This window comes from Brachybacterium sp. J153 (genome assembly GCF_036311905.1).
GTDB lineage: Bacteria > Actinomycetota > Actinomycetes > Actinomycetales > Dermabacteraceae > Brachybacterium.
In genome coordinates this window covers 40,646-54,144 of the sequence record NZ_JAZDCH010000005.1, presented here as the reverse complement: position 1 = coordinate 54,144, position 13,499 = coordinate 40,646, and the positions used below count along the sequence as shown (strand labels likewise).

12 protein-coding genes are annotated in these 13,499 nt (G+C 73.7%); 2 read left to right on the top strand and 10 right to left on the bottom strand.

Annotation, left to right across the window (positions count from 1 at the left end):
- Positions 1–85: 85 nt before the first annotated feature.
- Positions 86–436: an RNA polymerase-binding protein RbpA gene (locus V1258_RS03160; RefSeq protein WP_329746680.1), complete on the top strand. Its 351-nt coding sequence runs from the start codon at positions 86–88 to the stop codon at positions 434–436.
- 93 nt (positions 437–529) lie between these two features.
- On the opposite strand, the gene V1258_RS03155 is transcribed toward V1258_RS03160, so the two are convergent.
- The 9 genes from V1258_RS03155 to V1258_RS03115 form a co-directional block, all read right to left on the bottom strand.
- Positions 530–1,102 (bottom strand): FxsA family protein, encoded by a 573-nt coding sequence (locus V1258_RS03155; RefSeq protein ID WP_329748316.1) that lies wholly within the window; start codon positions 1,100–1,102, stop codon positions 530–532.
- Entirely contained in the window at positions 1,099–1,905 is an 807-nt protein-coding gene (locus V1258_RS03150; RefSeq protein WP_329748315.1) for a polyprenol monophosphomannose synthase, read from the bottom strand. Before V1258_RS03150 ends, V1258_RS03155 begins: the two co-directional genes overlap by 4 nt.
- Positions 1,906–1,907: 2 nt before the next feature.
- Complete coding sequence (lnt, locus tag V1258_RS03145; RefSeq protein WP_329748314.1) at positions 1,908–3,551, bottom strand: apolipoprotein N-acyltransferase; 1,644 nt, start codon at positions 3,549–3,551, stop codon at positions 1,908–1,910.
- On the bottom strand, positions 3,548–4,309 hold the full coding sequence (locus V1258_RS03140; RefSeq protein ID WP_329748313.1) for a hypothetical protein: 762 nt from the start codon (positions 4,307–4,309) through the stop codon (positions 3,548–3,550). Before V1258_RS03140 ends, lnt begins: the two co-directional genes overlap by 4 nt.
- Positions 4,310–4,344: 35 nt before the next feature.
- Entirely contained in the window at positions 4,345–7,335 is a 2,991-nt protein-coding gene (locus tag V1258_RS03135; protein WP_329748312.1) for a DEAD/DEAH box helicase, read from the bottom strand.
- The gene (locus tag V1258_RS03130) at positions 7,332–8,300 is read right to left on the bottom strand and encodes a diacylglycerol/lipid kinase family protein (protein ID WP_329746674.1); all 969 of its coding nucleotides are present in this window, start codon (positions 8,298–8,300) and stop codon (positions 7,332–7,334) included. The genes V1258_RS03135 and V1258_RS03130 overlap by 4 nt, the downstream gene beginning before the upstream one ends.
- Positions 8,297–9,184 carry a twin-arginine translocase subunit TatC gene (tatC, locus tag V1258_RS03125; protein WP_329748311.1) on the bottom strand — a complete coding sequence of 296 codons (888 nt, stop codon included), beginning with the start codon at positions 9,182–9,184 and terminating at the stop codon, positions 8,297–8,299. Before tatC ends, V1258_RS03130 begins: the two co-directional genes overlap by 4 nt.
- 78 nt (positions 9,185–9,262) lie before the next feature.
- Positions 9,263–9,589 (bottom strand): Sec-independent protein translocase subunit TatA, encoded by a 327-nt coding sequence (tatA, locus tag V1258_RS03120; protein WP_329746672.1) that lies wholly within the window; start codon positions 9,587–9,589, stop codon positions 9,263–9,265.
- 117 nt (positions 9,590–9,706) lie between these two features.
- Entirely contained in the window at positions 9,707–11,767 is a 2,061-nt protein-coding gene (locus V1258_RS03115; protein WP_329748310.1) for a WYL domain-containing protein, read from the bottom strand.
- A gap of 53 nt (positions 11,768–11,820) precedes the next feature.
- Between V1258_RS03115 and V1258_RS03110 the strand changes: the two genes are divergently transcribed.
- On the top strand, positions 11,821–12,939 hold the full coding sequence (locus V1258_RS03110; RefSeq protein WP_329748309.1) for a DUF3866 family protein: 1,119 nt from the start codon (positions 11,821–11,823) through the stop codon (positions 12,937–12,939).
- A gap of 34 nt (positions 12,940–12,973) precedes the next feature.
- Here the strand turns inward: V1258_RS03110 and V1258_RS03105 are convergent, their stop codons facing one another.
- Positions 12,974–13,465, bottom strand: a complete 492-nt coding sequence (locus tag V1258_RS03105; RefSeq protein WP_329748308.1) for a PH domain-containing protein — start codon at positions 13,463–13,465, stop codon at positions 12,974–12,976.
- Between the last annotated feature and the right edge of the window lie 34 nt (positions 13,466–13,499).

The window sequence follows — 13,499 nt, the reverse complement described above, 5'->3', positions numbered from 1 at the left end:
ATCGTGCCCGTGCGGCGTTGACCGACACAGACCTTCCGGGCGGCACCCCGCCCGGAGCATCTTTCCGGCAGGAAGCGAGAACCGCATGAACAGCCGCAGTCTGCGAGGAACCCGTCTGGGCTCCCTCTCCATGGAGACCGACGAGGGCGTGCTGGCCGCTCCGCGTCAGGAGGCCATCTACGACTGCCCCAACGGCCACAACATCGTGCTGCCGTTCTCCGTCGAGGCCGACGTCCCGGCCGTGTGGGAGTGCCGCTGCGGCGCGACCGCGGTGCTCCGCGACCACGAGAAGCCCGAGGAGAAGCCCGGCAAGCCGGTGCGCACCCACTGGGACATGCTCCTGGAGCGTCGCAGCGAGGAGGATTTGCAGGTGCTCCTCGACCAGCGCCTCGCGCTGCTCCGCGCCGGCAAGCTGCACCAGCGCACCCACTTCTGATCCCGACGGCCCGGCCGTCGCCGCAGAGCCCCCGCATCGTCCGAGACGGTGCGGGGGCTCTGTCGTGAGGTTTGGTCCTGTGGCGCGGGAGGGTCAGTCCTGCTGGATGACCGGCGGGGTGGAGCCGCCCTCGCCACCGGTGCGCCGCTGGCCGCCCGGCCCCTGCTCGGGCCGCTGCGCATCGAGGATGATCTCCCCGTCGATCACGCCGCCCGTGCTGCGCCGGTAGAGCACGCGCGAGGCGCCCTCGGAGCCGCCGGAGAGGCCCATGGCCCGGACGGTGCGGCGCTGCACCGGGGTGAGCAGCAGGATGATCCCGATCAGGTCGCTGAGCACCCCCGGGAAGGCGAAGCAGAGCGCGGCCAGGAGCGTGAACGCGGGGCGGGAGAGATGCTTCTGCACGTCGCCGCGCCCCCCGAGGGCGCGGAACAGCGACCGCAGCCGCACGAAGGACTGCTGCCCGGCCGCGACCACGAGGGCGACCGCGACGATGCCGCCGACGAGCACGATGACCAGGGGCCACCACAGGTTCGTGTTCACGCCGATGACGATCAGGATCGCGAGCTCGAGCAGGCCGAGGGCGATGATGCCCACCGGCACGAGTACGCCGAGGCGGGAGCGGAGCGGGCCGGGACGCTCGGAGCCGGTCCCCGTGGAGCTGGTCATCGTGCGTCCCCCTTCGCTGCCGTGACGGACCTGCGGGCGCGGCCAGGGTAGCGCAGGGCCGTGCGAAGCTGCTGGGTGCGGTGCGCGACCCCCCAGAGGGTGACCTTCACGAGCGCCTCCCGCACGATCCGCGAGGACATCTTCGAGGCGCCCTCGGTGCGCTCGTCGAAGTCGATGGGGACCTCCGCGATCACGGCGCCGGCGGCGCGGGCCCGACGGGTCATGTCCACCTGGAAGCAGTAGCCCTGCGACGCGACCCGGCCACGGACGATCCCGGCGAGGGTCTCCGCGCGGAACGCCCGGAAGCCCGCGGTCGCGTCCCGCACCCCGAGGCCCAGCACCAGCTGGACGTAGAGGTTCGCCCCGCGGGAGAGCAGCAGGCGGCGCAGCGGCCAGTCGTGGACCCGGCCCCCGGTCACCCAGCGGGAGCCGATCGCGAGGTCCGCCCCGCGGCGCAGCCCCTCGAGCAGCCGCGGCAGCTGTTCGGGACGGTGCGAGGCGTCGGCGTCCATCTCCACGAGCTGGGCGTAGCCGCGCTCGAGGCCCCAGGCGAAACCCGCGAGATAGGCGGGGCCGAGGCCCTCCTTGCCCGTGCGGTGCAGGACGTGCACGTGATCGTCCGCGGCCGCGGCCCGGTCCGCCCACTGGCCCGTGCCGTCCGGGGAGGCGTCGTCGACCACGAGCGCGTGCGCCTCGGGCACCGCGGCGCGGAGCCGGGCGAGGGTCCCGGGGAGGGCGTCGCGCTCGTCGTAGGTCGGGATCACGACGAGGGAGGGCGGCAGCGGGGCGGAGGAGGGGTGCATGCTCAGGTCCTGGTGGATCGACGCGGACGGGGGCGCGCGAGCGCCCGACGGGAAGTGGACAGCGCCCCGAGGAGGCCGAGGACCGCGACCGCGCTGATCCCCACCCCGATCCAGGGACCGGCGGCGACGGCGAGCGTGGTGCCGGTGCGGAGCGGGACGTCCGCGACGACGGCTCCCTGGTCCCAGTGATCCACGAAGTCGAGCTGCCGTCCCTCGGGGGTGAAGATCGCGCTATGCCCGACGGTGGAGACGTGCACGACGCTCCGTCCCGAGACCACGGCCATCACCTTCGCCTCGGCGAGCTGCTGGATCGCCTCGTGCGAGTCCCCGAAGAGGGCGTTGTTGGACTGCACCACGATCACCTCGGCACCGTCCTCGACGACGTCGCCGACGAGGTCCTGGTACGCGATCTCGAAGCAGATCAGCACGCCGACGGACCCCTCGCCCTGCCCGACGGCGCCGAGGTCCAACACTCCCACTTCCTCGCCGGGGATCATGTCGCGGCCGACGAGGTCGACCTTGTCGGTGAGGGTGCGGAAGAAGTCCCGGAAGGGGACGTACTCGCCGAAGGGCACGGGGTGCCGCTTCGCGTAGGAGTAGGGCATGCTGCCGTCGGGCGTGACGAGGACCGATTCGTTCAGCCGCTGCGTGTCCCCCACCGCGGACTGGGTGCCGATGAGGATCGGGGCGCCCGCCTCCGTGGAGGCGGCGGCGAGCTGTTGGGCGAGCCAGGGATCCTGCCGCGGGTCGTAGCCGGTGGAGTCCTCGGGCCAGACGATCAGCCCGAGCTCCGTGCCGTCCGCCTCGGCGTCGGCGATCACCTGGTGGGTGGTCTCGAGGTGGTTCTCGAAGACTCCCTCGGGCATGGCCATGGTCGCGGGGTCGATGCGCTCCATCGAGCCCTGCACCCCGACGATGCGCATCGTCGGGCGGCCCTCCGGGGCACGGTTGGCGGGATAGGGGGTGAGGACGGTCGCGAGCACGGCGGCGACCGCGATCGCCAGCGGCCACACCCCCGAGAAGCCGACGAGACCCCGGTGGCGCCGTCCCAGGAGCGACAGGGCACCGTGCACCAGCAGCTGGCCGAGCAGGGCCGTGACGAAGGCGAGGCCGGACATGCCGACCCACGGGCCGAGGTTCAGCAGGGGCGAGTCACCCAGCGCGAAGGCCGCCGACCCCCAGGTCAGTCCGCCCCAGGGGACGGTGCCGCGCAGCAGCTCGACCGCGGTCCACAGGGCGGCGACGACGATCGCCGAGCTCAGCGAGAGACCGCGGCGCACCATCACGGTGCGCGCGGCGAGGCCGTAGACCACCATGTACAGCGCCTCGAAGACGCCGAGCGCGAGCCACGGCATCCACCCGGCGTAGGTGCTCGCCCACTGGGTCAGGGGGACGAAGAACGCGAGGCCCCAGACGAGGGAGACCAGCACCGCGAGCCGGACCGTGCGCACCAGCAGCGCGGCGCTGAACAGGGCCAGCGCGACCGGCAGGAGCATCCACAGGTCATAGGGCGGGAAGGCCAGCAGGGCGCAGACCCCTCCGAGGGCGGCGAGCAGCAGGGCGACGGGCCAGGGCGTCGGGTCGACCTCGTCGGACGTCGTCTCCGCGGTCCCCCGCGGGGCGGCGGTGCGGGCGGCCGCGCTCATCCGCGCCCCTGCCCGAGCAGATCGTGCACGATCCGGCCGTCGACGACGGTGCGCAGCGCCCGCGGGCTGCCCTGGTCGAGGTCGGGCAGCAGGGGCGTGCGCGAGCGCGGGTCCGTGGACCACGAGTCCACCCCGGTGGCCTTGGACTGGACGGTGAGGTCCCACGGTTCCCAGACCACGAAGGTCGCGGGCTGCCCGGTGCGGAGATCCCCGGGGTGGCGGTCGCCGGCGAGGCGGCGCCCTCCGCGGGTCGCGGCGAGGAAGGCGGCCCGATCGCTGATGCGCTGCTCCGCGGGCGGCCGACGGGTCGCGCCCCGCAGCCAGTCCCACGGATCCGCCGCTTCGGGGACACCGCCGGACCCGAGGGCGAGCGGCGTGCCCGAGGAGGTCAGATCGAGGAAGTCGGCGCTCTCGGTGACCGGGGCGATCACGCGCAGTCCTTCCCGTTCCCCCGTCGGCCCGGGCAGGCGCAGCACGATCCCGGAGGCAGCGGCCGCCGCGTCGTCGGCGGGATCCGGTGCCGAGCCGTCGGCGGTCGCGGCGGCGTCGACGAAGCCGGGGGTGAGCAGGCAGCCGGTCGCGTCGACGCGCTCCGCCTCGGGGAAGAGCACGGCGGCGGAGTCCTCCGGGCCGGTCCAGGCGATCAGCCCGTCGGCGACCAGCATCGCCGCGGCCTCGGGGTCGACGGTGCTGTACAGCACGATGCCGGTGTAGAGCGCGGGCGTGGAGGCGGCGGGGACGGTGTCGGGCGTGGTCACGGGCCCCAGGGTGACGGGTCCTCCTGGGAGAACGCTCATCGGTCGATCTCCTGGGCGACGAGGCCGCGCCGCACCGCCGTGATCGCACGGCGCGCGGTCGCCCCGAGCTCCGGGTCCTCGGCGAGTTGGTCGAGGAGGTCGATCACCTGGCGGCAGTGGCGGACGAAGTCCCCGGCCGGGAGGTCGTTGCCGTCGAGGGCGGCGGCGAGATGCTCCCCGCGCGCCCAGCGATGGACGATCCCGGCGATCGCGGGATCCGGGGGGACCGTCGGTTCGATGCCGTGCCGGGACTCCGCGGCCTGCAGCTCCCGGGCGAGGTGCGCGGAGGCCACGAGCGCCGCGTCCACGGCGGGATCCGGGATCGCCTCGGGGGCGCGGTCGTCGCGGCGGGACTCGTGCACCGCGGCCGAGACCACGGCCGCGAGGCCCGGGGCGTCCAGGCCCCTCCAGGCCCCGTGCTCGAGGCACTGGGCGATGAGCAGGTCCCGATCGCTGAACAGTCGGCGCAACCGCAGTCCGCTCGGGGTGGGGCGCAGATCGGGCTCGGCGGCGGACCTGTCCTCGGCGGGCTCGAGGTACCCGAGTTCCTGGAGCAGGTCGGTGAGCCGATCGAACTGCCGGGCCAGCGAGCTGGTGCGCCCCTCGATGCGCCGCTGCACGCCCTCGAGCTCGCGTCGGCTCGAGCGCCAGCGGCCGACCCAGCGCAGATGGGCGGCGAGGTCGGGGCAGGCGGCGCACGGATGCGCCGCGAGTTCCTCCCGCAACCGCAGCAGCGTCTCGTCGGTCGCGGCGCTGGACGGGACCTTCTCCGCCCGGCGCCGCACCTCGCGGCGCGCGTCGTCGTCCGCGCCCGACAGCCGCTGGCGCAGCGCGGCGGCGGTGTCCTTGCGGACCTTCCCGCTGCCGAGCGCCTCCTGCCGCGGCAGACGCAGGGTGTCGAGCACGGCGGGCGGCGAGGGCACGTCCCCCGGGCGGAGGCTGCGCCGACGGCCCTCGGTGTCGAGCAGGTCGAGCTGCGGGCCCCCCAGCACGGTGCGGTCCACGTCGAGCACCACGGCATAGCCGCGCCGCTTCCCGCCCGGCAGGGCGATGACGTCGCCGCGGCGGAGCGCGCCGAGCACCGACCTGGTCCGGTCCTGCTGGGCGGAGGCCCGGGAGCGCGAGAGGGACTTCTCGCGCTCCGCGATGCGCTCCTGGATCGCCGCGTAGCCGAGCAGGTCCCCGTGCTCGCAGGTGATCGCCTCGAGATAGGAGTCGGCGGTGTCCTCGAGCTCGCGGGCGCGACGGGCGAGACCCACCACCGAGCGGTCCGCCTGGAACTGGGCGAAGCTGGTCTCCAGGGTCTCCCGGGCGCGGGACAGGTCGAAGCGGTCCAGCAGGTTGACGGCCATGTTCGGCGTCGGCCGGAACGCCGAGCGGAGCGGGTAGGTGCGCCTAGAGGCGAGGGAGGCGACGGCCGCGGCGTCGAAGTGCGGCCCCGCGAGCACCACCGCATGCCCCTCGGTGTCGATGCCGCGGCGTCCTGCTCGCCCCGTGAGCTGCGTGAACTCCCCCGGGGTGAGATCGGCGTGCTCGACCCCGTTGAACTTCACGAGCTTCTCGAGCACGACCGAGCGGGCCGGCATGTTGATGCCCAGTGCGAGGGTCTCCGTCGCGAAGACCACCTTGATCAGGCCCTGCGCGAAGAGCGTCTCCACCACCGCCTTCAGCAGCGGCAGCATGCCCGCGTGATGCGCGGCGTAGCCGTCGAGGGCGGCACGCCGGAAGGCCTCGATCCCGAGCACGTCCTCGTCCTCGGGGCCGATCTCGGCGAGGTGCTCGTCGAGCACAGCCCGGATCCGGCGGCGCTCCTGCTCGTCGGTGAGGTGGACGCGCGCCCGGGAGCACTGCTGGACGGCACCCTCGCAGCCGGCGCGGGAGAAGATGAACACGATCGCGGGCAGCAGCGCCGCATCGTCGAGCAGCGCGATGACGTCGGCGCGTCGCATCGGCCACTGCCCGCCGCCCGGACGCCCGCCCCGCGGCCTCCCGTCCTGAGGGCCGTCGCGGTGCCCGCGGTCGGGCCGACCGCCCTGCCGGTGGTCGCTGCGGCCCTCGCCGCCGGAGGTCCCTCCTGCTCCGGGGCGATCGGGGCCCTGATCGCGGCCTCCGCGCCGGCCGTGCTGACCCGAGCCGCGGGGCCGGTGCCGACCGCTGGTGCCCTTCCGCCCGCGGTAGCCGCGTCCGCGCGGGCCGCCGGAGCGCTCGTCGACCGGGAGGGAGAAGGAGGTGACCCGCTCGATCTCGGGGTTCACCACGCGATGCGCCCGGGCGCCGGGGCCCTGGGAGACCACCGCCTCACCGGCCTCGTCGACGAAGAGGTCCAGCAGTTCCTCGCCCGCGATCACGTGCTGCCACAGCGGCACGGGTCGCGTCTCCGAGACCACGATCTCGGTCTCCCCGCGGACCTCCTGCAGCCATGCCCCGAACTCCTCTGCGTTGGAGACGGTCGCGGAGAGCGCCACGAGCTGCACCGAGAGGTCCAGGTGCAGGATGACCTCCTCCCAGACCGGCCCGCGCAGGCGGTCGGCGAGATAGTGCACCTCGTCCATGACCACGAAGCCGAGGTCCGTCAGGAGGTCCGAGTCGGCGTAGAGCATGTTCCGGAGCACCTCGGTGGTCATCACGACCACCTCGGCCTCGGGCCGGATCGAGGTGTCGCCCGTCAGCAGGCCCACCCGGTCATGTCCCAGCCAGTCCACCAGCTCGCCGAACTTCTGGTTCGACAGCGCCTTGATCGGTGCGGTGTAGAAGACCTTGCGGCCCTGTGCGAGGGCGAGGTGGACTGCGAACTCGCCCACCACGGTCTTGCCGGCGCCGGTCGGGGCGGCGACCAGGACGGAGCTGCCGGCCTCGAGGATCCGGCAGCCCTCCAGCTGGAAGTCGTCGAGGGTGAAGTCGTAGCGCCGCGTGAAGGCGCTCAGGGCGGAACCGGCCTCGCGCCTCTCCGCTGCCCAGCGGGCGTAGCGATCCGCGGGTGAGGTCATCGGGTCCTCCTGGTGGTGCTCGCCTCCTCGGCCCCCGGCTCCGGCACCTCCGCCAGCAGACGGACGGCGCCGGGCAGCACCCGAACGGTCAACGGGAGCAGGGCGCGCGCCTCGCCGTCGGCATAGGCGCGCAGGCCGCGCCCGTGGCGCAGGCCCACCGTCACCTCGCGCACGGGGCGGGTCGCGAAGCCCCGCACGGAGGTATGGGTGCCGCGGAAGACGCGGGGGAAGAAGCGCAGCAGCTGGATGCGGGAGAGTCCCTCGAGGGTCACGAGCTCGAGCTGACCGTCGTCGACCCGCGCGTCGGGGACGACCCGCATCCCCCCGCCGAACAGACCGGTATTGGACACGGTCAGCAGGGTCGCATCGATCTCGATCCGTTCCCCGCCGTCGATCTCGAGCCAGTACGGGAACGGGGAGAACGCGGCGAGCTCCCGGAGCACGGCCGCGGTGTAGCGGGTGGACGCCCCCCGGGTGGAGCTGTTGGCCCGGGCGTTGACGAGGGCGTCGAAGCCGAGGTTCACGTTGCCCAGGGCGAGGGAGCGGTGCGGCAGGGAGTGCTCGCCGGCGGCGGTGATCTCGAGGGCGTCGATGGTCACCGCGGGGCGCGAGAGGGCGTGCAGCAGCGACCGGGTGGACGCCTCGGGATCGTTCAGCGGCAGCCCCAGGGCGCGTGCGAAGTCGTTGCCGCTGCCGGAGGGGACCACGCCGAGCCGCACCGGCGAGCCCGCCACGATCTCCGCGCCGAGGGAGACAGTGCCGTCCCCGCCCACGACGACGAGGGCGGTCAGCGTGTCCCGGATCTCGAGGGCGCGGGCCCGCGCCACCTGGGCCGACGGCCCGGAGAGGTCGACGACGGAGATCCCGGCGAGGCTCAGCAGGTTCGCGACCTGCCGGCCGGTGCGCCGTGCCGCGCCGAGGGCCGCCGTCGGATTCGACAGCAGTCCCACTCGGAGTCGACTCACCGATCGTCCTCGTCCAGGCGCGAGGGCCCGTCGATCTCGCTCGCCTCGTCATCGGCGAGCCCGTCATCGGACTCCTCGCCGGTGATGCCGTGGCGCTTGTCGTGGATCAGCGCGATGATGATCGCGCCGAAGAACAGGGAGGCCACGGCCGCGGACATCGCCAGCAGCGTGAAGGGCTCCGGGGTCGGGACCATCACGGCGGTGAACAGCACGCTCGCGAAGATCAGCCAGCGCCACGCCTTGAGCATCGTCTTGCCGCGGATGATGCCGAGGAAGTTCAGCAGCACCATCACCACCGGCAGCACGAAGGCGATGCCGAAGGCGAGCATGGTCTTGACCAGCATCGCGAGGTACTCGTCGTACCGGATCAGCTGGTCGGTCGTGTCGCCCTGCGGGGTGAAGGAGAGCAGCACCGGAACCAGCTGGTTGATCGCCCAATAGCCCGCGGCGCAGCCGAGGAAGAACATGGGGATCGCGGTGCCGAAGAAGCCGATCGCGTACCGGCGCTCCGTGCGGTGCAGGCCAGGCATCACGAAGAGCCAGATCTGCAGCATGATCATCGGCGAGGACAGCAGCAGGCCCACGTAGGCGGACATCTGCAGCTTCACGCTCAGGCCGGTGCCCACGCCCTGGAAGTTCAGCGAGGCGGGGAGCCCCTGCGCCTCGGCGAGGCGGAAGGGCCGCTCGAGCAGCGCGTACACCCAGTCGAAGACGAACCAGCCCACGATCGCGAAGACCACGACGGTGATCGCGCAGATCACCAGGCGGTTGCGCAGCTCCAGCAGGTGCTCGCCGAGGGACATCCGCCCCTCGGGGTTCTTGGGCGTGCGCGAGCGCTTCTCCTGCGCGGTGCTCTGGGCGTCGCCCTGGGTGTCACTGGCCACGTCGGTCTCTCCTCCCCGTCGTCGACGGTCCGGTCCGCAGCTGCGGACCGGACCAGCAGCGTCCTGTGTCGACGCTGATCAGTCGCGACGGTAGGAGTCGTCGTCCTCCCGGGAGCGGACGGGCTCGCGGTCCGCCTCGTCGCGGGGGTCGTACTCGCGCTCGTCCCGACGGGGGCGGTCCTCGCGGCGACGGTCCTCGTCGCGGGCGGGGCGCTGACGCGGGGCGTCGTCGTCCTCGTCGTCCTCCGCGCGGTCGTCGCCGCGCAGCTCCTCGACCTCGCTCTTGAACACGCGCATGGACCTGCCCATGTTGCGGGCGAGACCGGGCAGCTTGTTCGCGCCGAAAAGCAGCACGACGAGCACGATGAGGATCACGATCGGCCAGGGGCTACGGAAGAAACCCATGAAATTCCCTTTCAACAGCGCCGCGGAGGTCTCGCGAGCGCACCTATCATCCCACAGCGGATGGGGCACATGACGAGCGGCGAGGTCCGGGATCGGGCCTCCGCACGGCGGGTCGATTCAGGGTAGCGGCCCCGTCTGGCTGTGACGTGCGTCCGCGGCCCGTGCCACGGTCACGATCGTGTCTCTCAGATCACTCGGGGAGAGCACCTCGGCCGCTCCCGCCGCCTCGAGCACCGCGTCGACGAGCGCCGCGCGGATCGGCGAGTCGAGCCGGGCGAAGGTCCGACCGTTCTCCCCGTCGCGCAGCTCCCCTGCCGCGAAGGACTCGGCGATCCAGTGCGCGGGCGGTTCGAGCGCGAGCCAGACCTCGCTCTCGACGCGGCCGCCGAGCTCCGCTCCCGCGGCGTCCTCCGCACGGGACTGGGGGGTTCCGTCCGGCAGCAGTTCGACGATGCGGTCCAGGCGGAACCGGCGCGGCCCCTCGGCGAGCTCGCAGTCGGCGATCAGGTATGAGCGGGAGCCGTCGGTCTCGATCCGCTCGGGACGGATGCGGCGGACGCTGGTCCCGGGGCGGTCCGCCGAGGAGTAGCGGATGGTGAGGGCGCCCGCGGCGGCGTCCCCGGCGGCGAGGGCGCGCTGGACCGCGGCGAGCACCGCCTCGGCGCGGTCCGCCGTGCGCGCCGCGGTGGCGTCGGCGGCGATCGCGTCGTCGACCTCCCGGGCCGTGGGGAGCACGGGGTCGCCGTCGGGCGCGGCGCTCGCGGGGTCCCCCGCGGTGGGTTCCCGGTCCGCGGCGACGTCGGCGTCCTCGCCCCGCAGTCCGGCGAGCAGCTTGGCACGGGCGCTCTCGAGCACGCTCTCGGCCTCGCCTGCTGCCTCCTCGAGGGTCGCGAGCCCCGCGAGGAGCGCCGTGATCTCGGGGGGCGTCAGGCGGAGGGCGCGGCGCAGCGGGTCCGCATTGCGCACCCGCACCGTGCCGGCCTCCCACTCGGCCTCGATGAGGTCCTCCCAGCCGGTGCCCATGTCCCCGCAGACGAACAGCACCTGCAGGTCGTCGATGAGCTGCTTCTCGGTGACGCCGACGGCGGCGGCGAGCTCGGCGAGCTCGACCTCTCCCCGGCTCATCACGTAGGAGGCCTCGGAGATCAGCCGGGAGAGCACGTCGCGGTCCGTCGCCGTGGTGCGGATCCGCGGCCGCGGGCGCACGGGTGCCGCCTCGAGCGCGGTGAGATCGGCGGCTCCCTCGTGGGCGGCGCGGAGAGCGGCGAGCACCTCCAGCAGCTCCTGGCGCCAGGAGTCGGGCCCGGTCAGCTCGAGCCAGCGGAGATTGCCGAGCACGAGTCGCCGCGCCGCGGTGCGCGGGAGTTCCGGCAAGGTGACCTCCCGCGCCTCGAGCGGGGCGCCGGCGCGGTCGCGGATCGCGAGGGCCTTGAACGGCTCCACGCGGAGGGTCGCCGGGGCCCGGTCGTCGCCGGTGTGCAGGGACTCGAGCGCGGTCGCCAGATCGATGCCCTCGGGGCGCGGCCGGGTGCTCGCGGGCAGGGCCGCGGGAAAGGACTCGATGCGGGAGGCGCGGAAGACGCGCGGCGCCTCGCGGTCCAGGTCCCAGCCATGGACGTACCAGTGCCCCTCATGGACGCCCACCACCCAGGGCTCCACGCGCCGCTCGGCGGGTGAGCCCTGCGCGGTGCGGTAGACGAAGCGCACCCCGTGCCCGGCGGTGACCGCCTCGAGCAGCGGCGAGAGCACGGGCAGGGACTCGACGGCGCCGCGCGGGGTGCGCCGCAGCAGGTCGGGATCGGCGTCGTGGCCGAGGCTCAGCAGCTTCGCCCGGACGCGCCGCGCGGCGCCGCCGGCGGCCGCGGCGTCCCAGGCCCTGCTCGCAGCGAGCAGCACGGTGTACTCCGCGGCGGTGAGGTCCAGCACCGCCCCCGCACGGGGCGAGTCGATCCGGTAGTAGACCGTGTTCTCGTCGAGCACGTCCTTCTCGGTGGTGAGCGGCAGGCCGAGCTCGAGGATCGACGCCTTGTCCCGCTCGAACATCCGCTCGCGCGCGGTCTCGGAGGCGGCCTCCGCGTAATCGGGGATCACCGCGAACAGCTTCCGGCGATCGATCCGTCGCCGTGAGCCGATCGTCATGATGACGTTGAGCAGTCGTTCCACACCCTTGGCAGCCACCTGCCCAGACTACTGGTCCGAGCACCCGCTCCCTCCCGCCTACGCTGGTGCCCATGCTGCGTTGGGAACGAGGGACCGTCGTCGAGGAGCGCCCGGGGTGGCCGGGCGTCGCACGGATGCTGATCGCGCTGGACGACGGGACCGGACAGGTCCCGGCCCTCGCGTACACCGAGCTCACCGGGGCCCCGGCGCGCGGGGAGCGGGTCCTGCTGAACACCAATGCGCTGCGCCGCGAGCTCGGCACGGGCGGCGAAGCCCTGGTGATCGCCCGCCCCGACGTGCTGCCGGAGGCGGAGGAGACCACGGGCCACCTGGTCAAGGCCCGGTACACCCCGATGCAGACCATGGTCGATGCGATCGACGACCCCGACGGCGAGCACTATGCGACCGTGCGCGACGCCGACTCCCTCGAGGGGATGCCGGTCGTCGTCGCGGACCTCCACTCGGCCCTGCCCGCGATCGTCGCCGGCGTGCGGGCGACCCGACGCTCGGCCCGCATCGCCTACGTCCACACCGATGCCGCGGCCCTCCCCGCGGCCTTCTCCCGCACCGCCGCCCGACTGCGGGAGACGGGCCTGCTGGCCGGCGTGATCAGCGCGGGTCAGTCCTTCGGCGGCGACCTCGAGGCGGTCACGGTGCACTCCGCGCTGCTCGGCGCACGGCACGTCCTCGGAGCCGACGTGGCGATCGCGATCCAAGGTCCCGGTAACCTCGGCACCGGGACCGGCTGGGGCTACTCCGGCGTGCAGGCCGCGGAGGCGCTGCACGCGACGGCCGTGCTCGGCGGGACGCCCGTCGCGAGCCTGCGCGTCTCGAGCGCGGACCCCCGGGAGCGGCACCGGGGCCTGTCCCATCACTCCTCGACCGCCTACGGCCGCGCGACCCTGGTTCCGGTGGACCTTCCCGTGCTCCCCCCGAACGACGTTCGCTACAACGCTTTTCATGCGTCTGTACGGGAACAGGTGGAGACGTCGATCCTTGCGCCCTCGATGTCCCGCGGCGGCGCGCATCGGATCGTCGGTGTCGACGCGCGCGGCCTGCGCGATGCGCTCGAGGAGATGCCCGTGCGCCTGTCGACCATGGGCAGGACCCTCGCGGAGGACCCGGAGTCCTTCCTCTATGCCGCGCTCGCCGGACGCCGGGCCGCCGAGCTGCTGCCCCCGCGCTCCTGACCGCTGCGGCGGAGCGACCCGACGCGGGACCCGGTCAGGCGCCGTCGGCCGGGTCGACGGCCTCCCCGCGCTCCCGGATCAGCTCGCGCAGCCGGTGCGCGGCGGCCACGGCGCGCGGTCCGTCGTAGCGCTGCAGCGCCTGAAGCGGATGGGTGGTGCCGTCCCACAGGTTCACGTGCGCCCAGGGGTCCCCCATCGGGAAGCTGACGTCGAGGATCTCCGGCCAGCTCAGCTCGCGTCGCGAGAAGACGTTCTGGATCACGAGGCTGTGCGGCCCCGCGATCAGGCGCACGCGAGCCTCGAGGTGGCAGAAGGCGAGGGCGGCCACGCCCAGCGCCACGAGCCCGGCCCGACCGGCCGGCTCGAAGGATTGCAGGAGGATCGCCCCCGCGATCATCCCGCCGAGCACGATGCCGCCGGAGAGATAGGCGGCGACCCGCACCGCCCGCGGACGCATCACGATCGGAGGGTCCTGCAGGGCGTCCGCTCCCCCGGTCGAGGGGTCCGCTCCCCCGGTCGGCGTCATCGCGCCGCCTCGGCTCGGCGGAGCCCCCGTCGTC

Coding starts and splice junctions, on each gene's coding strand:
- lnt (WP_329748314.1), bottom strand. CDS start 3,551: ATGAGCGCGGCCGCCCGCACCGCCGCCCCGCGGGGGACCGCGGAGACG.
- tatA (WP_329746672.1), bottom strand. CDS start 9,589: ATGGGTTTCTTCCGTAGCCCCTGGCCGATCGTGATCCTCATCGTGCTC.
- V1258_RS03135 (WP_329748312.1), bottom strand. CDS start 7,335: ATGACCTCACCCGCGGATCGCTACGCCCGCTGGGCAGCGGAGAGGCGC.
- V1258_RS03105 (WP_329748308.1), bottom strand. CDS start 13,465: ATGACGCCGACCGGGGGAGCGGACCCCTCGACCGGGGGAGCGGACGCC.
- V1258_RS03110 (WP_329748309.1), top strand. CDS start 11,821: ATGCTGCGTTGGGAACGAGGGACCGTCGTCGAGGAGCGCCCGGGGTGG.
- V1258_RS03150 (WP_329748315.1), bottom strand. CDS start 1,905: ATGCACCCCTCCTCCGCCCCGCTGCCGCCCTCCCTCGTCGTGATCCCG.
- V1258_RS03155 (WP_329748316.1), bottom strand. CDS start 1,102: ATGACCAGCTCCACGGGGACCGGCTCCGAGCGTCCCGGCCCGCTCCGC.
- V1258_RS03160 (WP_329746680.1), top strand. CDS start 86: ATGAACAGCCGCAGTCTGCGAGGAACCCGTCTGGGCTCCCTCTCCATG.